Source organism: Nostoc sp. C057 (assembly GCF_013393925.1).
GTDB classification, from domain to species: Bacteria; Cyanobacteriota; Cyanobacteriia; order Cyanobacteriales; family Nostocaceae; genus Nostoc; species Nostoc muscorum_A.
This window is the reverse complement of sequence record NZ_CP040281.1, coordinates 1,178,429-1,196,835: the sequence shown is the minus strand read 5'-3', so window position 1 is coordinate 1,196,835 and position 18,407 is coordinate 1,178,429. Positions and strand designations below refer to the sequence as shown.

General features: G+C 39.5%; 26 protein-coding genes. 18 read left to right on the top strand and 8 right to left on the bottom strand.

Annotation, left to right across the window (positions count from 1 at the left end):
• The first annotated feature begins 20 nt into the window (after positions 1-20).
• The 8 genes from nifX to FD724_RS05000 all read left to right on the top strand — a co-directional run bounded on the left by nifX (position 21) and on the right by FD724_RS05000 (position 3,727).
• Complete coding sequence (gene nifX, locus FD724_RS05035) at positions 21-434, top strand: nitrogen fixation protein NifX (protein WP_179071803.1); 414 nt, start codon at positions 21-23, stop codon at positions 432-434.
• Positions 431-907, top strand: a complete 477-nt coding sequence (locus tag FD724_RS05030; RefSeq protein ID WP_179071802.1) for a NifX-associated nitrogen fixation protein — start codon at positions 431-433, stop codon at positions 905-907. Before nifX ends, FD724_RS05030 begins: the two co-directional genes overlap by 4 nt.
• Positions 908-977: 70 nt before the next feature.
• Entirely contained in the window at positions 978-1,178 is a 201-nt protein-coding gene (locus FD724_RS05025) for a CCE_0567 family metalloprotein (RefSeq protein ID WP_179071801.1), read from the top strand.
• Complete coding sequence (gene nifW, locus FD724_RS05020) at positions 1,175-1,492, top strand: nitrogenase-stabilizing/protective protein NifW (protein ID WP_179071800.1); 318 nt, start codon at positions 1,175-1,177, stop codon at positions 1,490-1,492. The genes FD724_RS05025 and nifW overlap by 4 nt, the downstream gene beginning before the upstream one ends.
• Positions 1,493-1,502: 10 nt before the next feature.
• Positions 1,503-2,306 (top strand): HesA/MoeB/ThiF family protein, encoded by an 804-nt coding sequence (locus FD724_RS05015; RefSeq protein WP_179071799.1) that lies wholly within the window; start codon positions 1,503-1,505, stop codon positions 2,304-2,306.
• A 119-nt stretch (positions 2,307-2,425) separates the two neighbouring features.
• Entirely contained in the window at positions 2,426-2,797 is a 372-nt protein-coding gene (locus FD724_RS05010) for an iron-sulfur cluster assembly accessory protein (protein WP_179071798.1), read from the top strand.
• Positions 2,798-3,062: 265 nt separating this feature from the next.
• Positions 3,063-3,362 carry a 2Fe-2S iron-sulfur cluster-binding protein gene (locus FD724_RS05005; protein WP_069069799.1) on the top strand — a complete coding sequence of 100 codons (300 nt, stop codon included), beginning with the start codon at positions 3,063-3,065 and terminating at the stop codon, positions 3,360-3,362.
• 104 nt (positions 3,363-3,466) lie between these two features.
• Entirely contained in the window at positions 3,467-3,727 is a 261-nt protein-coding gene (locus tag FD724_RS05000; protein ID WP_114083653.1) for a FeoA family protein, read from the top strand.
• 240 nt (positions 3,728-3,967) lie between these two features.
• Here the strand turns inward: FD724_RS05000 and FD724_RS04995 are convergent, their stop codons facing one another.
• On the bottom strand, positions 3,968-4,177 hold the full coding sequence (locus FD724_RS04995; RefSeq protein ID WP_114083652.1) for a molybdopterin-binding protein: 210 nt from the start codon (positions 4,175-4,177) through the stop codon (positions 3,968-3,970).
• A gap of 628 nt (positions 4,178-4,805) precedes the next feature.
• On the opposite strand from FD724_RS04995, the gene FD724_RS04990 reads away from it, so the two are divergent.
• From FD724_RS04990 to FD724_RS04980, 3 genes are read left to right on the top strand one after another with little or no spacing between them, the layout of a single operon-like run.
• Complete coding sequence (locus FD724_RS04990) at positions 4,806-5,282, top strand: ankyrin repeat domain-containing protein (RefSeq protein WP_179071797.1); 477 nt, start codon at positions 4,806-4,808, stop codon at positions 5,280-5,282.
• Positions 5,257-6,543, top strand: coding sequence for a SagB/ThcOx family dehydrogenase (locus FD724_RS04985; protein WP_179071796.1), 1,287 nt, complete (start codon positions 5,257-5,259; stop codon positions 6,541-6,543). Before FD724_RS04990 ends, FD724_RS04985 begins: the two co-directional genes overlap by 26 nt.
• 18 nt (positions 6,544-6,561) lie before the next feature.
• Positions 6,562-6,936, top strand: a complete 375-nt coding sequence (locus tag FD724_RS04980) for a hypothetical protein (RefSeq protein ID WP_179071795.1) — start codon at positions 6,562-6,564, stop codon at positions 6,934-6,936.
• Positions 6,937-6,955: 19 nt separating this feature from the next.
• On the opposite strand, the gene FD724_RS04975 is transcribed toward FD724_RS04980, so the two are convergent.
• The gene (locus FD724_RS04975; protein ID WP_179075412.1) at positions 6,956-7,429 is read right to left on the bottom strand and encodes a hydrogenase maturation protease; all 474 of its coding nucleotides are present in this window, start codon (positions 7,427-7,429) and stop codon (positions 6,956-6,958) included.
• Between the two features lie 87 nt (positions 7,430-7,516).
• Here FD724_RS04975 and FD724_RS04970 point away from each other — a divergent pair, with 87 nt between their 5' ends.
• The gene (locus FD724_RS04970; RefSeq protein ID WP_179071794.1) at positions 7,517-7,792 is read left to right on the top strand and encodes a DUF2281 domain-containing protein; all 276 of its coding nucleotides are present in this window, start codon (positions 7,517-7,519) and stop codon (positions 7,790-7,792) included.
• A 255-nt stretch (positions 7,793-8,047) separates the two neighbouring features.
• Here the strand turns inward: FD724_RS04970 and FD724_RS04965 are convergent, their stop codons facing one another.
• The gene (locus FD724_RS04965; protein WP_179071793.1) at positions 8,048-8,470 is read right to left on the bottom strand and encodes a hypothetical protein; all 423 of its coding nucleotides are present in this window, start codon (positions 8,468-8,470) and stop codon (positions 8,048-8,050) included.
• A gap of 262 nt (positions 8,471-8,732) precedes the next feature.
• Between FD724_RS04965 and FD724_RS04960 the strand changes: the two genes are divergently transcribed.
• Positions 8,733-9,272, top strand: a complete 540-nt coding sequence (locus FD724_RS04960; RefSeq protein WP_179071792.1) for a cold shock and DUF1294 domain-containing protein — start codon at positions 8,733-8,735, stop codon at positions 9,270-9,272.
• A 220-nt stretch (positions 9,273-9,492) separates the two neighbouring features.
• Positions 9,493-10,608 (top strand): transposase, encoded by a 1,116-nt coding sequence (locus tag FD724_RS04955; RefSeq protein WP_179071791.1) that lies wholly within the window; start codon positions 9,493-9,495, stop codon positions 10,606-10,608.
• Positions 10,609-10,848: 240 nt separating this feature from the next.
• Here the strand turns inward: FD724_RS04955 and FD724_RS04950 are convergent, their stop codons facing one another.
• From FD724_RS04950 to FD724_RS04930, 5 genes are all read right to left on the bottom strand, one after another.
• Positions 10,849-11,001: a hypothetical protein gene (locus FD724_RS04950; protein WP_179071790.1), complete on the bottom strand. Its 153-nt coding sequence runs from the start codon at positions 10,999-11,001 to the stop codon at positions 10,849-10,851.
• Positions 11,002-11,021: 20 nt separating this feature from the next.
• A complete protein-coding gene (locus tag FD724_RS04945; protein WP_179071789.1) occupies positions 11,022-11,417 on the bottom strand; it encodes a type II toxin-antitoxin system VapC family toxin in 396 nt (131 codons plus the stop codon).
• Complete coding sequence (locus FD724_RS04940) at positions 11,414-11,653, bottom strand: antitoxin family protein (protein ID WP_179071788.1); 240 nt, start codon at positions 11,651-11,653, stop codon at positions 11,414-11,416. The genes FD724_RS04945 and FD724_RS04940 overlap by 4 nt, the downstream gene beginning before the upstream one ends.
• A 120-nt stretch (positions 11,654-11,773) precedes the next feature.
• Entirely contained in the window at positions 11,774-13,369 is a 1,596-nt protein-coding gene (locus FD724_RS04935) for a nickel-dependent hydrogenase large subunit (RefSeq protein ID WP_179071787.1), read from the bottom strand.
• 373 nt (positions 13,370-13,742) lie between these two features.
• Positions 13,743-14,705 (bottom strand): hydrogenase small subunit, encoded by a 963-nt coding sequence (locus FD724_RS04930; protein ID WP_179071786.1) that lies wholly within the window; start codon positions 14,703-14,705, stop codon positions 13,743-13,745.
• A gap of 812 nt (positions 14,706-15,517) precedes the next feature.
• On the opposite strand from FD724_RS04930, the gene FD724_RS04925 reads away from it, so the two are divergent.
• The 4 genes from FD724_RS04925 (at position 15,518) to FD724_RS04910 (ending at position 18,085) form a co-directional block, all read left to right on the top strand.
• A complete protein-coding gene (locus FD724_RS04925; RefSeq protein WP_179071785.1) occupies positions 15,518-16,492 on the top strand; it encodes a hypothetical protein in 975 nt (324 codons plus the stop codon).
• Between the two features lie 77 nt (positions 16,493-16,569).
• Positions 16,570-16,836: a hypothetical protein gene (locus tag FD724_RS04920; protein ID WP_179071784.1), complete on the top strand. Its 267-nt coding sequence runs from the start codon at positions 16,570-16,572 to the stop codon at positions 16,834-16,836.
• 8 nt (positions 16,837-16,844) lie between these two features.
• Positions 16,845-17,069, top strand: a complete 225-nt coding sequence (locus FD724_RS04915) for a hypothetical protein (protein ID WP_179071783.1) — start codon at positions 16,845-16,847, stop codon at positions 17,067-17,069.
• 170 nt (positions 17,070-17,239) lie between these two features.
• On the top strand, positions 17,240-18,085 hold the full coding sequence (locus tag FD724_RS04910; protein ID WP_179071782.1) for a NifU family protein: 846 nt from the start codon (positions 17,240-17,242) through the stop codon (positions 18,083-18,085).
• Positions 18,086-18,407 lie beyond the last annotated feature (322 nt).

The following is an 18,407-nucleotide window of genomic DNA, read 5'->3' as shown; positions in this document are numbered from 1 at the left end:
CTTTAGAGAGGAGAATTACAATGAAAATAGCCTTCACGACGAGCGACCGAGTTCATATTAATGCCCACTTCGGATGGGCAAAAATGATTGATGTTTACGAAATTTCTGATGAGGGATATCACTTCGTAGAAACCCTCAATTTTGAAGGCGAACTCAAAGAAGATGGGAATGAAGATAAAATCAACCCAAAACTTCAAGCAATAGGCGACTGTACGATTGTTTACGTAACAGCAATTGGTGGTAGCGCCGCCGCTCGGTTAATCAAGAAAGGTGTCACCCCAGTGAAGGCGCGATCGGAAGAAGAAGAAATTAGTGAAGTCCTAAACAAGCTAGTAAAAACCCTCAAAGGTAATCCTCCACCTTGGTTGCGTAAAGCTTTGCAGCCAAAAACCACAAACTTTGCTGATGAAATTGAAGACGAAGCAACAGTATGACCGCAAATAATAGTGTGAACGGAACCGCTACAACTGAAGTCTTGAACTCGCCTTTTCTAAAGGTATTAATCAAACAAATCCGTGGTCAAGACAGCTATGGAGTTTATCGTACTTGGTCGGATGAATTGATTCTCAAACCCTTTATTGTCACCAAACAAAAGAAACGGGAAATCTCCGTTGAGGGCGAAGTTGATGCGGTAACTCAAGCCCGGATTATGGCATTTTTTCGGGCTGTAGCGGCTGGGATTGAACAAGAAACAGGTTTGATATCCCAGGTTGTAGTTGATTTGAGCCATGAAGGATTTGGCTGGGCGCTAGTTTTTTCTGGTCGTCTTTTGCTAACTGTGAAAACCCTGCGAGATGCTCATCGCTTTGGCTTTGACTCGCTAGAGAAATTGGCAGAAGAGGGAGAAAACTACGTCAAAAAAGGTCTTGATTTGGCGAAGCGCTTTCCTGAAGTTGGCAAACTTTAATTAGTCATTGGTCATTGGTCATTAGTAAAAGACAAATGACTAATGACAAAGGACAAAGGACGAAGGACAAATGACAATTGAGGAACTACAAGCAAAAATCAGACGGCTCAACAGCAAAGCAGGTCAAATGAAAATGGATCTGCATGATTTAGCTGAAGGTCTGCCAACAGATTACAAACAACTTATGGATGTTGCCGCCGCAACTTATGAAATCTATCACCAGTTAGATGAACTTAAGCAACATCTGAAACAATTGGAGAATGCCAAATGACTGGAACAATTGATGAATTCAAGAAGCTCGTAGATGCAGAAGAATTTTTTCAATTCTTTAATATGTCCTACGACTTAGAAGTTGTGAATGTACATCGTCTACATATTCTGAAAAAGTTTTCTCAATATATGCAGGAAATTGATGATAATTCTCTTGACTTAAGTCAAGAAGAGAAATTAAATCAATATTCTTTGGCTTTGCAAAAAGCTTATCAGCTATTTATCGAATCGACAGCTTATGAACAAAAGCTGTTCAAAGTGTTTAACGATAAGCCGAAAAATGTAGTCACACTGACAGAAATCACTTCTGATTAGGAGGTATAAATTGGTTAACCTAACGCCTACCGAATTAGAACGCTATCGTCGCCAAATGATGCTTCCGAACTTTGGCGAAACAGCACAGAAACGCCTAAAGTCAGCGACAGTTTTGGTTACAGGTGTGGGAGGATTAGGCGGTACGGCGGCGCTTTACTTAGCAGTAGCGGGCGTTGGGCGGCTAATCCTAGTCCGGGGTGGTGACTTGCGGCTAGATGATATGAATCGTCAGGTTCTTATGACTGATGATTGGGTAGGTAAGCCAAGGGTATTCAAAGCTAAAGAAACTCTGGATGCGATTAATCCTGATGTCCAAGTGGAAATTGTTCATGATTACATCACCCCGGAAAATGTAGATTCGTTAGTGCAGTCCGCCGATATGGCTCTTGATTGCGCCCACAACTTTACAGAGCGCAATTTGTTAAATGAAGCCTGTGTGCGATCGCGTAAGCCAATGGTGGAAGCCGCAATGAATGGCATGGAGGCTTACCTGACAACGATTATTCCTGGTGTGACTCCTTGTTTATCTTGTCTGTTTCCAGAAAAGCCTGAGTGGGATCAGCGCGGCTTTTCAGTTCTAGGCGCTGTTTCTGGAACCCTAGCTTGTTTAACCGCACTGGAAGCTATCAAGCTGATCACCGGGTTTAGTCAGCCTCTATTGTCGCAATTGCTGACAATCGACCTAAATCGGATGGAATTTGCTAAACGCCGTTCTCACCGCGATCGCTCTTGTCCAGTATGCGGTAATAGTGCGCCTTGGAGACACGCACAATCCAATTCGATGGAACCTACAGGTATTGCACAAAATACTTAATTTTCGTCATTAGTCATTGGTCATTAGTCATTAGTGAATAACAAAGGACAACTGACAACTGACAAAGGACAACCCCACCTGAAATCAGAACAACTAATCGCTACAAATCAGGAGAACTGATGGCTGTTATCTTATCAGAAAAAGCAGAATTCCATCTGCGAGCATTCCTCAAAGGTTCAGCACCCGACGCTGATGGCACAACTAAAGGTGTCCGCATCTCGGTAAAAGATGGTGGTTGCAGTGGCTATGAATATGCGATCGATATCACCAGCAAACCTCAACCAGATGATTTGGTAAGTCACCAAGGCAAAGTGGTAGTTTACGTTGATGCCAAAAGTGCGCCGTTATTAGACGGAGTTATCGTTGACTTCGTTGAGGGAGTGATGGAAAGCGGTTTTAAATTCATCAACCCCAATGCAACTGATACCTGCGGTTGTGGAAAGTCCTTCAAAACAGACGATGGCACGCCTACTGGTGTACCTTGCAGCTAACATCATTCCGTTAGCGCCAAGTCTGATTGTAGAGGCTTCCCATAGATGCGGTAAGCGTTCGCTGAGCGTCTCTAAGAGTTGCCATGCCGCAGGCTTATCGCCTTGCCTTGAGGTAGCTTCTCGTTCGCGTTGCATCCCTTACCTCTATAGAGAAGCCAATGAAACTTTGCGTCTCCGTAAGAAAGAGGGGAGCAAAAAGTAGGATAGGTTGCTCAAAAACTTCGGAAATTAAACCAACTGTATAACGTTTGAGGAGAATCGGAAAATGGCTTCCTACCAAGTTAGATTAATCAACAAAAAAGAAGACATCGACACCACAATTGAAGTTGACGAAGAAACGACAATCTTGGAAGCAGCAGAAGAAAATGGTATTGAGTTGCCCTTTTCATGTCATGCAGGTTCCTGCTCTAGCTGTGTAGGTAAGGTTGTTGAAGGTGAAGTTAATCAAGACGATCAAAACTTCCTGGATGACGATCAGGTTTCTAAAGGATACGCTCTACTTTGTGTAACTTATCCTCGTTCTAATTGCACAATCAAAACACATCAAGAAGCGTATCTCGTATAAAGTATTACTTTGGTTGCTGTCCTTGGCAACCAAATAAAGCATGAAGGATGAAGGATGAAAATATACTTCCTTCTTCCCTTCAAAATTATTAATTTATAATTCAAATGTTTACCCCTTTTAGTGTTACTGGCTGTTCATTAGAATTATTGAGAACAGGAGAGCGAGGAATCGTCACCTTCTGTAAAAGTCAGGATGAAAGCATCTTAAACGAACTGATATCAATAGGGGTAACACCAGGAGCCACTATTACTTTAGAACAAAACTTTCCATCATTCCTTATTAATATAGAAAATACCTCTTTAGCACTAGATACAGAAAGCATCCAAGCTATTTATGTCCGCATTATTGATAATTTAATTAATTAACATATATAATAAATAATGTTTTCTTGAACCAAAATTTTTGACTTCGTAATTAAGACCATACATAGCAATTACGAATTACGTTAGCGTAGCGGTAGCGAGTCCGCGAGCGTCATTACGAATTAAATTGACCTCACTCCTGTATTAATTAATTTCAGGAGTGAGGTCATTAAATTGAGAGATATAAATGCAATTCGATATTAGTGATAGAGCCGCTTGCAATAAAAGGCAATTTGCCTATTTTTACTCAACAGCAACTATCACATCTGATGATTTAATCACGGCATAAGCCTCCTTGCCTTCTGTAAGTCCCAGCTTTTCTGCTGATGATTTTGTGATTATTGACACTAACTCTACTCCTGGTGCAATTTCTAAAATTACCTCAGTGTTAACTGTACCAGGCACAACTTTTTTTACAATGCCTTTGAGAGAATTACGAGCGCTAATTTCCATGTTTCGTCTGTTTTTTACTTATTTATACTTAAACAAGCTAGCAAATTTGGCTTAAAAAAAGAAAATGTTTTAAATTTCTTAATAAGTCTCAGATGTAGAAAGTAAATCTCAACATCATAATTCAGGTTTATTAAACACAATATTCAATGTAAATGTGGCATCAAATTTGAGCAAAACAATGTGCTTGAGACCATTGTTAAAACTAGGGGAACTTACGCAAAAATCTATTTGCTATTAGTCTAGATAATGAAATCAGATTGTAAAAAATACTGCATTTTAATTGTTTTTAAATATTTTTTATAGATATATCTAGGGATCTTTATAAATGATTCATAATTCAAACTTATCAGAGTGATAATATATAACTAAGCTAAATTGTTGCTAGTTAACTTAGTACTAAAGCAAACCAAAATCAAATTGCTGGGTGAGGGCAGAGAGTAGGTAGTGGGGAAAGATTTTTTTGTTTTACGAAACTTTTGAATACCTAGCAAAGTTGCTTTGGCAAACAACTGGACTTTAGCTACTCGTATAAGATTTTAAAATAATGGTGGGTAATGCCCACCATTAAGTTTTCCAAGCAATTTTATGCTTGGAAAATACTTAATTGTGTGACGTTGAAAGAATAATTATGAGTCAATTAAACAGACAAGATTTGAGTGAAGCAACAACTCAATGGCTAATAGCAAAAGGCTATAACCCTGGGGATTTAAATCAGCTAGGGGAAAATGGCGATACAGCTTTGATGAAAGCCACAAGAGAGGGAGTGTATGCAGTCGTCAAAGAACTAATTGATGCAGGTGCGGATATCAACGCTCGAAATAGCGATCGCAACAATGCTTTGTGGTTTGCTTGCTTTGGTAATCACTACGAGTTAATTAATTTACTTTTGGCTGTCAACATTAATATTGATAACCAAAATGATAACGGTGCAACCGTTTTAATGTATGCAGCATCAGCCGGAAAAACAGAAGTCGTCAAGTTACTTTTACAACATCATCCTAACTTATATTTGAAAAACTTAGACGACTATAAAGCTATAGATTTTGCCAGCAATGTAGAAGTTTTAAGGATACTTAAAAATGCCATCAAGTCAGATATCGGGTAAAGCTTATCATGAAGCTACCAAGCATTCTTACTTATCGGTACAAATCGATCCAAATTATGTAGATGCTTCAACACAGCCATCTTCATTTAAAGTTTATCCAAAGTTTTATCGGAGAGTAAAATTAAATCTCAATAATCCTGTTCACTCTTTTATCTCGTTAACCAGTGCGATAACACTAGAAAAAGTATATAAAGATGGCCCTTATAAACTGCGAGTGAATCCATCAGCAGGCGCTCTGTATCCTACAGAAGTTTACGTACAGGTTCGTGGGATTGAGGGAATGATAGATGGTATATACCATCTAGAAGTTGAGAATAATTGTCTAACTCTCATCTATGAATTAATCGATGATGGGTTAGAGAATTATATTATACCGGGTAAATGTATCAACGGATTCATCTTTTTAATTAGTTGTGTTTATTATAGGTCTAGCTGGAAATATCAAAATAGAAGCATAAGATATTGCTTTTTAGATAGCGGACACCATTTAGGTGCAGTTGCAGCTTCAGCTTTTCTCCACAACCGAGATATACAACTAATTTTCGACTTTGATAAACTTGCTCTCAATTCAGATTTGGGATTTGAGAATAAAGAGTTTATTACTGCTTGTGCGATGTCAGGAGAAGTACAAGATAAAAAAATCAGACGATTAAGGCTGAAAGTTCCTTTTGTTTCTGGTACTGATTATTTTGAATCCAATCAATTTATTGAAGATGGCTATCAAGCAACTACTCTACAAAATAGCCGCCAGCAGCAATTAGAATATCCTCAATTTGACTTCGACAAAGAGAAATTTTCTCAAGTTGTTTGGGATAGACGTTCTATTAGACGTTTCCGGAAAGAGTTTATTTCTCAAGAAGATTATTTATATGTAGTGCAACAACTTCAACAGTCAATACCGACAGAAAACTATGAGGAAATAGAAATTTACTCAGTCGTGCATCGAGTAGAGGGAATGACACCTGGGTTATATAAAGGTACGTATCTGGTTAAGACAGGTAATTTTAGTGAAAAGACAGGTTACTTATGTATTAATCAGGCTATTGCTAAAGATAGCGCTGTAACTTTATTTTTTGTGTCAGATTATTTAAACTACCAAACTGCTATGCAAATAGCTGGTTTTTTGGGACAGAGACTTTATTTAACTAGTAATTATTTGGGGATTCAGTGTAGTGGAATAGGTGCTTATTATGATGATGAAACCCAGGAATTATTAGAAACAAATAAAGATGTACTTTATGGAATGGTGATTGGAAGATAAGTAGGAAGCTAAAGAGAGATGGCTAGAAATATGTATTACTTTAATAGTGATGATTCGCATCCTATGCAACCGACATCTGCGGATATTATACTGCGACAGCAATTAGAGGATTCTATTAGTAGATACTTTTATGACGCTTGCGATCGCAATATTCAAAATCTGCTGTCTGATTGTCGGTGGTATGTCACAACCCACGCCAATGCTCTGACATTGGTAATTGAATGTCCCGATCAAGTTATTAATTGGCGTGTTTTACAAAAAATTGTGCCAATGGGGACATTGCTATATGGAATTGTTAACAGTGCTAAAATCCGTGTTTGTCCGCCAGAAAGTCAAGGCATACCTTTTGAAATGAGGGTAGATGAACTTTCTGTTTATCGGGATTGGGCTTGATTCAATTTTGGATTGTTAATTAAAAGTTGATATTCTGTTTGATAAGTGCAGCTACCTCTTCAAAAACTAAATCAGCAGAATGTTTGACAACAGGACTTAACTCTAGTCCCAAACCAAGATTTGCCGCCTCAATTAAATAAACTGTTACATCTTCGGGAAAGTCATTTTGAAAAATTTTCCGTCCGGCGGCTAAAGCATTATCCCAACGAAAATCGTGCAAGTTATAACTAGGTTCTGGCAAAGCTTCCAGTTCTTTTCCTGGAACTTTAAACACAGCACCCGGTTCAGAACCTGTTGAACTTGCATCAATAATTACTAATTGTTTACTACCTCTAGCTTGAAACATTACTTCCATCCCTGCGGTGCCACAGTCATAAACTCGCACATGAGGATGAGGGTTTTCAGCTAGATATTTTTGTAACCGTTGGGCAATGATTACGCCTACTGCGTCGTCACTGCGATTGAGATTTCCGCAACCAATAATAGTGAGCATTTTTTGTACGCCAATGTCTTCAGCCGTCACCAGCGCGATCGCATAAAGTACAATAAGTCAAAGCAATTCTTTCCTTTTGTCAAGCGTATGGATACTTTGACTACAAATAGACAGACATTAATTGAGGCAATTAATGCTCTCCCAGATGAAAAATTAATGGAGCTAGCAAGCTTTGTTGAATATCTTCAATACAAATCGACAAGGCAAAAAGAAGTAAACAATCATGGGTCTTCTTTTCTAATGTCTATTGCAGGATTAGGAGCTTCTGCGGAAACTGATGTCTCAGAACAAGATGAAGATATATTAAAAAACGAGATTGATTCTGTACGTGGTTGGGGTCTTAAACAGGGCAAACGCATCTAAAGTATAAGAATCCTTTAATAGCAAGGGTTTTGGCGTTTTTTAATTTAGCCTATTTTTTCATCAAGATCCTTGCCCAGCAAGGGTTTCAGAAATCCCGTGCGTTCGCCCTGGGGTCTTAAAGCAGATGGTCGTGACTTTGGTTTTGTTCGTCCGAGACACTGTGATTACTTCGAGTTATTGCCATAATCTGCAAAATAGGAGGCTCTGACTTATGAGACAGACAAAGCCTCTGAAAAATAATTTATCAGCAGGAAACTATAAATCTACACCATGTTTCTTGGCAACTTCAGTCAGTTTCTCATACTGGTGTTGTGATGCTTGAGTTAATATCTCTTCAGCCTGTTCTTTAGTACTTCCTTCTTTAGGAATTAAATACTTGACATAAAGAGATACAAAATCAGCAGCGATCGCTAAACCAGATAAAGCGTGTTTGTCAGCTTCCTTACCTGCGATCGCAGCTACCAAACCTGCTTTAATTGGGTCTGGTTTAACTTTCATGAACTGCTCGATAAGTTTTGGAACGTAGTCTTCTGGTGGCAAATTATCTAACTTACTTCTATCAGGAGTAAAGTTACATTCTGCGGCTTGAGCTTGCTCTAAAACACACCATTCTATGTATTCTTGCAATGCTGCATCGGGAACGCGAGGGAGATAATTATGTAGCGCTAAATCAGACACAAGCTTACCGTGTAAATTGCTGTTTTATGCAAATGCATTAACGCAAGCCTAACGCACTGTTTCTATAAGTTTTAGTGTGGTACGCTACGAGTTTTGAATATCAGGCATTGGGAATAGTCCATTAGTTATCACCAGATTTTTACTAAGTTAAAATAGTTGGTGGAGCGATGTCTCCGACGGGCTACGCCTACGCATTTTTGATGTTGTTTATTTGTGTAAATAAGGGCACACTATAAGATAAATATAAATATATGATTTGTTCATGAAACCTGCTTTACATAAAGGGCAACTAATCACATGGAAGGACGATCGCGGCTTTGGTTTCATACAACCCGATGATGGTAGTCAAGAAGTCTTTCTACACATTACAGCATTGAAAGACGTTAACCGTCGTCCCCAAGTTGGTGATTTTATTTGTTATCAACTGACAGCTAGTAAAGATGGCAAGGTACGCGCTTTTAATGCTTCAATCAAAGGAGTTACATCAAAGTCCTCACCTTCTGCTGCACCAAAGAAGTCTACATCCAGAACTGTAGACAAATCTACATCATTAGCATTAAAGACATTACTTCTATCTTTACTACCGGGGTTAGGTTCAATCCATCTTGCACTAACAACTGGCAACCCAATTCCGCTAATTCTTTATCCTGTCATGAGTTTCATTACCTTTAGGCTATATGCCGATGATAAGTCTCGCGCACAACAAGGACGATGGAGAACGCAAGAAAATACTTTACATCTATGCGAATTTATGGGTGGTTGGTTAGGTGCATTTGTTGCTCAACTCATATCTTGCACCTGATAAAAACTATCAGTATTAACCAAGAAAAAGAAAATAAAAGTAACACCTAAAAATTTAGCTTCTACTTTGTATACTGATATAATAAATTACATTTAGTGTCAGGATATATACAAAAGACATATATGAAGATGGGAATAATGTCATCTGCATAAAGATATTTTTATATGTTCGTAAAAAATGAGAGAAAAGGGCGTAGATAACATAAATAACAGCAAGAAATATGCAAACCATTCTTGCCCACGCCCATACCCTAATGTATACGATTCTGGCATTGATGCCTAGTCGTTATCAACGAGACAACTTGGAAGCGATGCTAGGGCTATTTCTGGCAGCAGATGGAAAACCTTTGCCACACTACAGCAAATCCAAATCCGAAAGCGCTTTAAGTAGATTTTTAAATACATATAAATGGCCTACTCGTAAGCTAATTCGTCATGTTCGTCAACAGGCGATTGAGCAAGTTAACAGTCATTGCCCATTGGGAAGAAAAGCATTTTTACAAGTAATAGTTGACCTAACAACTTTAGAGAAATGTGGTCAGTTTAAAGCATTTAAAAATCTAATAACCGTTTACAACGGGAAACGAGGTTTGCATATAGTAGTCTTATATTTAGTAGTTGGACAATGGCGTATCCCTTGGAATTTCCGTGTCTGGAGAGGTAAAGGGACGGATAGTCCGTCTCAAATGGCATTACGAATGGTACGCCATTTACCCAAAGATTTAACTACACGATTTCGGGTGAAAATTCTCGCTGATACTGCTTTTGGTACTAAAGATTTTATCAACAATATTCGGAAACTAAAATATCATGCTGTTATTGGTATTGGTTGTAATCGCAAGTTAGTTAATGGTTATCCAGTTAAACTTCTACATCATCGAGGGCAACAGGTTAGACTTGTTGGATTAGATTTTCCTGTCACTCTTTCTTGGTATTACTTCAAACGCGATAATGGTAAGTTTGTTAAAAGATATGCCATCTCTACACAACCTCTTAAAGCTAGTACTATTTCCTGGTGGGGTAAGCGTCGTTGGAAAATTGAAGGTTGGTTTAAAACTGCTAAATATCGCTTTGGTTTAGATAGATTTGGACAAGGTACTCTTTTAGGAATTTATCGTTGGTTAGTCTTGTCTATTACTGCCTATTTATTAGCATATTGGACGTATCTTTCATCCTGTTTACCTGATTCTTTGGACTGGGGGCAAGCTGCTTTTCTTGCACTATCTACTTTTTTACCTCATTTAGTCTTGTCTTTATTGCTACTAGATATTGAACGGCTTCGGCCCTTAGCACTTAGTCATGGAATTGACATTACTATTTCCAGGTGCAAGATATGAGTCAACAGAAGCTACATCACAAAAGCAGCAAAGTTTCTTATCAAGTTGTATTTTGGGTGATAGCAATTCTTCACATCGTATTTTGGTTAGATTGGCTATTTTTTGGTAAGGCGTTGATAAATTTGTTTTTTACTATTGCTTCTAGAGGTTAATTGAGTCAAGTCAATGAGCAATCTAGTAAGTTTTAAGATGGTGAAGTCTTGCGATTTTGCTGCCCAAAGTAGGGAAATGTCGTACTTATTAAACATTGAATCGGCGATCGCAAGCGTCATTTCTTCTATCTGAAGTCTCTGCAATCAACATTTTGTCAAGTGGATGAACGCAATAAGCAGCAGCGAACGCCGAAATAGCAAATGCAAACGCTGAAATAGCAAATGCGATTGCCTCCGGCACGCTACGCGATCGCGCAACTCTCAAGGTACAACGTTCACGAACCCAAATTGACGAAAGTGATGATCAAAAGTGAATGCCTGAGTTAAATGGAGTTTATTCATCACAACCCGACTGGCGCAGTCCGTGAAACTCCAGTTTTTATCTGAGAACTGACGGAAAACCTGCCAAGTTTGTTGAATATCCTCTTCTGTCAGGTAATAAATGGTCGTCAAATTATCTGAAAAGAATGCCTCTCCTAAGCTGATTGCCCTCAACGTTTCTCCACGGGTTCTCAAAAGGGTCAAGGTTTCATCAACAACGTAATCTGTTGTTAGCAATGGCTGAATATTTTGATTAACCCATGAAGACGCTGCCTGATGCTCAGTATCGGAAGGAACAATACTAGCAAACCAGGCGCTGGTATCTACAAAGATCATGTTGCACTATGGGGAGGATAAAGAATAGTGTCATGATCTCGACCAGAAAATTTATCATTGCTTACTTCTAAGGGTATGGCTGCAATTTGTGCCAAAATCTCTCTAGGAGTTTTGTTTTGAGGTTTAGCCTCAGTTGAAATCACAGTGACTTCAACACGAGTTCCTTCGGCTAATGGAATCGGCTGTAATAATCTCAGTACACCCTGTTCATAAACAGCTTCTATAGTTATAGTCATAAACTTTTTCCTCATGCCATAGCTATTTCTAATCATGGCATAATATCTAACATAGTAAAAAACACAGCTAATGACTAACTAAAAAATAATTAGCCATTAGCTATTAGAAATTAGCATATTTTAAGCGGTACGAAAACGCGCTAACTCTTCACCGGTTTTCGCATCATGGGCGTGAACTGTACACACCAAACATGAATCAAACGATCGCGCCACATGACCAACTTCCACTGGATCGCTAGAATCGTAAATGGGTGTCCCAATTAACGCTTCTTCAATGGGGCCGCGGATTCCTTCACCGTCACGAGGGCCAATATTCCAAGTACCTGGGGCAATAACTTGGTAGTTCTTAATCTTACCGCCCTCTATTTCCACCCAGTGAGATAAGGAACCCCGCGCTGCTTCCGTTGCACCCCAACCGCGTCCATCTTTTTCTTTGGGTTTAATATACCAAGGGTCGTTTAATTTGAATTCGCGTAAGCAGTGTTCAGCTTGGCGATATAACTTGACAAGTTCGTGAACTCGTGCTAGCTGACGCACATGAATACTAGCACCACCCATTCGTTTGAAGACATCAAGGATAAAGGGGTCATAATGTTGCCAAGATTCGCCATGTTGACCACCAGCTACTAATTGCCGCGCTAAGGGGCCAGTTTCCAAGCGTCCGAAGTCTTTGTGAAGGACTGCACTCGACCAAGAGTAGGCGTTATCGAAGTCTTTGGTATTGATTGCAGTGGGTTTAGTGGTGCGATCGCTAGGGTGAATATCCTCTGTCCCTTCATCGTACCAAGAGTGAGTTGTATTCTCGCGGGTAAATGACTGATCCATCAAAACGTGAGTGTCTGCGAAGCTATCGTACACTCCACTTTTCATAATCATCGCCGCATTTCGTCCTTCGATAGTCGGCTTTTGGTATTTATCTTCATGGGCTAAATATCCCCAAGTGACATATTTACCAACACCAGCGCCATATCTATCTAGACCGATATCTAAACCCATCCGCCAATAAAAACCTAAGTCGGAATCTCGATGATTTCGGTCTTCATCTAACCAATCTCTGAAGTCATCATAAGTTTGGATTTGTTCATAGCGTTCTAATGAACAACCTAACCACACTGGTTCTAACCAATTAGTGCGGAAATATTCGAGAATCGCCCAAGCGCGGGTAATGTCTGTTAAGGTTGGGGCGCACATCACACCACCCGGAACCATGTAGCTAGAATGTGGCCATTGTCCGCCCAACAGTGCATAAATTTCTACGGGTTTAGCGGAAATTGTTATGCCTAATTCATAAGATTTGCCTGTGAAAGCAGCAAAGCGTCTGGTAGCTTCTTCATAAAAGCGACTATTGCGGTATTTTCTGTTTGTTAAATCAATGGCAAACAAACCATAAAAATAGCGGGGAATGCTTTGAATTGTCTCGACAATTTGACCAAGATTTCTCGCTAAAATTGCATTGCGGGGAACTTCTGTTTCCCAAGCTGTATCTAATGCCCAAGATGCAGATGTCAGGTGAGAACCGCCGCAAATTCCGCAAATGCGAGGCGTGACAATTAATCCGGCTTGAGGATCTTTACCGCGTAAGATAACTTCAAATCCTCGGAAAAGTTCGGCGTGTGTCCAGGCGTTGACTACTCTTCCATGTTCAATATCAACTCGGACATCTAAATCGCCTTCAACTCTACCAACAGGCGATATATCTAATGATTGAATTGTCATTTGTCATTTGTCCTTTGTCATTTGTTATTTGTCATTTGTCATTTGTTGTTCAATAAAAGGTTGTTTGAAAAATGGTAACTGAGGTATCCAAAACTTTAGATCCTCCTAAATCCTCCTTAAAAAGGAGGACTTTGAGAAGGTTATTCCCCCCTTTTTAAGGGGGGCTAGGCAGGGTGGATTAATTGTCTAGAGATAAAAATTAAAACCCTCATTCTTGCGTTCATAAATCCAGTTCCCCTGTTAGCAGGCTGACGAGGTTACGGGGATTACAAATTTTCTCTCCGCACAATTAATCCACCCTGCTTTTTAAGGGGGGCTAGGGGGGATCTCGATACAAGCGTAGACTTTTCAAACATCCTCTAATGACTAATGACTAAACTGTAAAAAAGTCTTCTTCTGCCCAAGGTGGTGCTGCATCTTTTGCAACCATTGTGAGTAAGGCGTAGTCTTTTTTGTTCACCCCTGGCGGTAATTCTTTGGGAACTCCCATTACTGTTTGGGTTTTAAATACTGTTCCTGGTTTGAGGTCAAAGAAGGGAAATTCTGGTTCTGTGCAACCTAAGCAAGGCATTCCGGCGCGAGTTTTGGATGAGACGCGGTTCCATAAGATGCGGTTGCAGGAAGAATGAGTCATGGGGCCCCGACAACCCAAGTCATAAAATAGACAGCCTTTGCGCTGACCGAATTCGGCGGTTGAGGCTTTGTAGGCAAAGTGGACGTTACGGGTACAACCTGTTTGGGTATAGGTGTTAAAGAAGGTTTGGGGACGATTTAGTTCATCAAAAGCAATGTCTGCTATGCGTCCAGTAGCGATCGCAACTAATATCTGCGTAATCCAGTCGGGATGGGCGGGACATCCAGGTATATTAATTACAGGTAATCCGGCTTGCGATACGAAATCTTTCCCTAAAAAGCCGCCTTCTTGACGTTTGAGAAATTGCAAACCTTCTGATTCGCTGGGGTTGGGTGACATAGCGGGAATTCCTCCCCATGTCGCACAGTCTCCTACCGCGACGATAAATTTAGCAACTTTGGCAAGGTCTGCTAACCAATCTTTCATGGCGCGATCGGCAAACCGATTCCATTCGCCAGTACCGTTGGGGGCGTTAACAACACTGCCTTCAAATACCAAGATATCTAAAGGAATTGTGCCAGAAATACAATTCCGTAGCAGTGTTTGCAAATCGTTGCCTAGTTCCAGCCCCAAGGAAGGATGCCAAAGTATATTGATACCAAAGTCGGCAATTAAATCGCAGACTGTCGGTTCTTCAGCATTGAGAAATGACATGGTGTTGCCTGAACAAGCACCACCTTGTAGCCATAGTACATTAGTCATCGGCTAGGTGTTTTTGTATTGTTTGCGATACGTGAATTAGTAAATAATGCTTGTAGAGTCTCACGTATTTATCAATATTTATTTATATTAGTGGATTTTCTATTGAATTATCTTTTGTTAAATAAAAATTAATCATTGCTAAGAATTTAAATGTACTTAAGATTACTTACAAGGTTGTATCAAGAACAGAATTTTTCACAAAAGCTTGAATAATAAACGAAGCACACTGATTTTAGATAGCTGTTTTAAATCATTTTGAGAGACTTGGAATCTCAACTTTTATATAAAAATGGGCTAATATTTTAAAGGTGAAAGTCTTGTAAGTTAAGAAATATCACCGCTAACCAAAAAAAATAAATAGTAAATAAATTTATTTTTAAGCTCAAAGTCAATAGTTATATTTTGATAACAAAGTTAGGTCTTAAATATATAAGATGTTATCAATTCAATATAGAAGAACTGCGTTGTGTCAGGTCATGATACAGAACACCTTATCAAAATGTAAGGTGTTTAAAGCTGACATTAATATTGGCAATTTCCCCCTAGAATTTTAGAAATAGAGTGTTTTATAGTAAAAAAATTGATTCACTCAATTTAGGGGATTGAGGATTAGGTATTAGGTATTGGGAAAAGTTTTCTTAGTCCCTAGCATCATTAATCCCTAGCCTCTAGTTTCAGACAAAAGGGGAATTCCGCCTAAAGGACTCGAAGCCTGCGTAAATCAGTATGGCCCGTGATGAAATGCGTAAACGTGTCTCGTTCGTTCATGGGTGTTGGACTCAATTCCCAATTGGCTAGAGTACGGCAGAGTTATGACCCCCAGCATTACAGATTCAGCAGTGAAGGCTGCGATCGCAGCTGTTGCATCGGAGTCAGCTTCAGCAGAAGAAAAAATCCAAATGCTGATTGAGATAGCACAGGGTTTTCAAAAAAAGCCCAAAGCTGCCCAAGACTTGCGGAATGCAGTTGGTTTATATTACCGGGCCTACGAGATGTGTGGTGAGGAGTATCCCCTACTGAAAGCCAGGGCGAAAGTGGGGATGGCAGGAACGTTACAGGCAATACCGGATGCTGATTACCAACTGTTGATGCAAGCTAAAGTCGGTTATGAAGAGGCATTACCGATTTTACAACAATTAGCAATGCCAGAGGAAGTGGCAGAAACGCAGATGAATTTTGGGCTGGTGTTGCAGTCGCTAGTGCCATTCAATTTGGCACGGATAACCGACAGCATCCAGGCTTATCATGAGGCGTTGCGGGTGTTTACTTGGGAGGATTATCCCCAAGAATACGCGATTTTGTATAACAATATTGCGATCGCTTACCTTTCTATGCCCTTAGCATCAGAACGGGAATACTTGCGTCAAGGGTTAGCTGTGCAATCATTTGAGGTGGCGCTAAAGCATATTACTTTGATTGACCATCCTAGAGAATATGCGATGTTGCAGAACAACTTAGGTAACGCTTTGCAATATTTAGTGAGTTCCCATCCTGTCGAGAATAACTTACGTGCGATCGCAGCTTACGACGAAGCGCTAAAAGTGCGTAATCCCAAAGATACACCTTTAGAGTACGCTAACACAATTTCCAACAAAGCCAACGCCCTGTTCAACTTACCAGACGACCCCGAAAAACCAGAAGCTGGTAATCCTCAAAATCTTTTGCAAGCCCGTATCTACTATCAAAGTGCTTTAAAAATATTTACGGAATACCAACAAGTTGCACAAGCAGAGGTAGTAGTCCAAGCATTACAAGATGTAGAAGCAGAAATAGGGAATAGGGAATAGGGAATAGGTTAGTTATTCTTTCTCCCTCATCTTTCCACTCCCCACTCCCCTGAATCCTAACAATGAGGAAAAACAACATGAGAGACATTTTAACAACGCCAAATCTGATAAATTTTCTCACAAGTTTAGCAGATGGCGATCTTAACATAGCAACAGAATTGGTCTGGCTAATTATAGCAACAGCCTTGGCTATGGTTGGCGGTGCAATTGGTGGAATGCTATTAGCTGGTAAAGATATAGGATATCAACTTTCAGCAATGCTTGGTGCATTATTTGCCCCTGCGGGTGTAATTCCTGCCATCTTCCTAGGGCTTGTTGCTTTAAACTTCTTGACAAATTATTAGGAGAAAACATGTTAGAGCTAGGATGGTTATCTGCCAAGTTATTTTTTAAAGGAAAGCTAATACGCAATCCAATATTCTTTGTCAAGCAAAGTACTATTGGTATTGCCGTAGGTTTTTTACTGCTAGTGTTACTTGCACAAGCCCCCATTCCCTTCTACTTACCAATCATATTATCTAGCTTAGTGACGGGCATGATTATGCCGTTTCTCTTCAAAGATTTTAAAACGAAGTGAATTGTCATTGATAAACCAATACAGTTAAGTTAAGCATTTCTTTCTTCTCTCAGCGCCCTCTGCGTCTCTGTGGTTAGTAAAAAAATTGACTTTGGCAAAGAGTTTTAGCCTTAACTGAACCGTATTGATTGATAAACAACCAATACCTAATGCCCAATGAAAAATGACAAATGACAAATCTTGAAGAATTAATTCAGGAAATTAATCGTTTTGAGGCAATTATATCCGAGTGGGATGAAAGCCAACGGTGTGTAGCAGTAGGTCTAAAAAGAGCAATTGAAGCTTTGCATAAAGCTGCATTGACTAATTTGATTAAAAGCCTCAAACAAGAATCAATGCCAGCTTTGCGTCATGCTGTTGCAGATGAATTAGTGTATGCAGTGCTACTGTATCACGAGTTAGTCAAACCACCAAAACCACCATTAGCACAGCGAATTGAAACAGCCCTTGAAGAAGTTCGCCCAGGTTTAAAAAGCCATAATGGGGATGTAGAATTAGTGGCAATTAAGTCACCAGATACAGTAGAAGTCAAATTAATCGGAACTTGCAGCAGTTGTCCGGCTTCTACTTTGACTTTATCTCAGGGAGTAGAACAGGCAATAAAAAACCATTGTCCTGAAATTACTAAAGTTGTTGCAGTCAATAATAGCCCTGCTGTTAAGAACGCAAATTCTGGTTTAATCAGTCCATTCTCTGCAAAAATAACTTGTACGTGGATGAAAGTAGCGACCCTTGATGAAGTTCCTGAATTTAGTGTAGTCGCAGTACAACTTGCTGGTACTTCACTAATTTTACATCGTCAAGGCGTTACAGTTAAATGTTACCGTAATGCTTGTACTCATTTAGGATCTCCCTTAGAAAAGGGTAAAGTTGAAAATGGTATTATTACCTGTCCTGCCCACGGATTCCAGTACAAATTAGAAACAGGTAAATGCTTAACCGTGCCTGATGTTTGGCTTCAGTCGTATCCAGTCAAGGTTAAAGACGATAAGGTTTTTGTGAAACTACAAAAATGATAATGCAAAGGTAAGATTTCAGCAAATCTACTTGGCGATTAGTCAATCACGACTAATTTGCTTTTTTATTTCACTAGTTCGCGCATTCATTTTAGCTTTTTGTGCAAGTAAAATGCCCGAATGCTTTCTCAATATCCCTGAATTCATTCTCATTTGTGTAATTCAGGTATTGATTTTAGTGTTTTGAGAAAGTAATATGCCTTTTTACTTTCTCAAAAGGTCATTTGACTTATTTAAACCCCAGTTTGCTTGTTCATTTTAGTGTTTTCCGCAAGCAAAATGAGCTTTTACTTATTCAAACTCCAGTTTGCTTACTCATTTT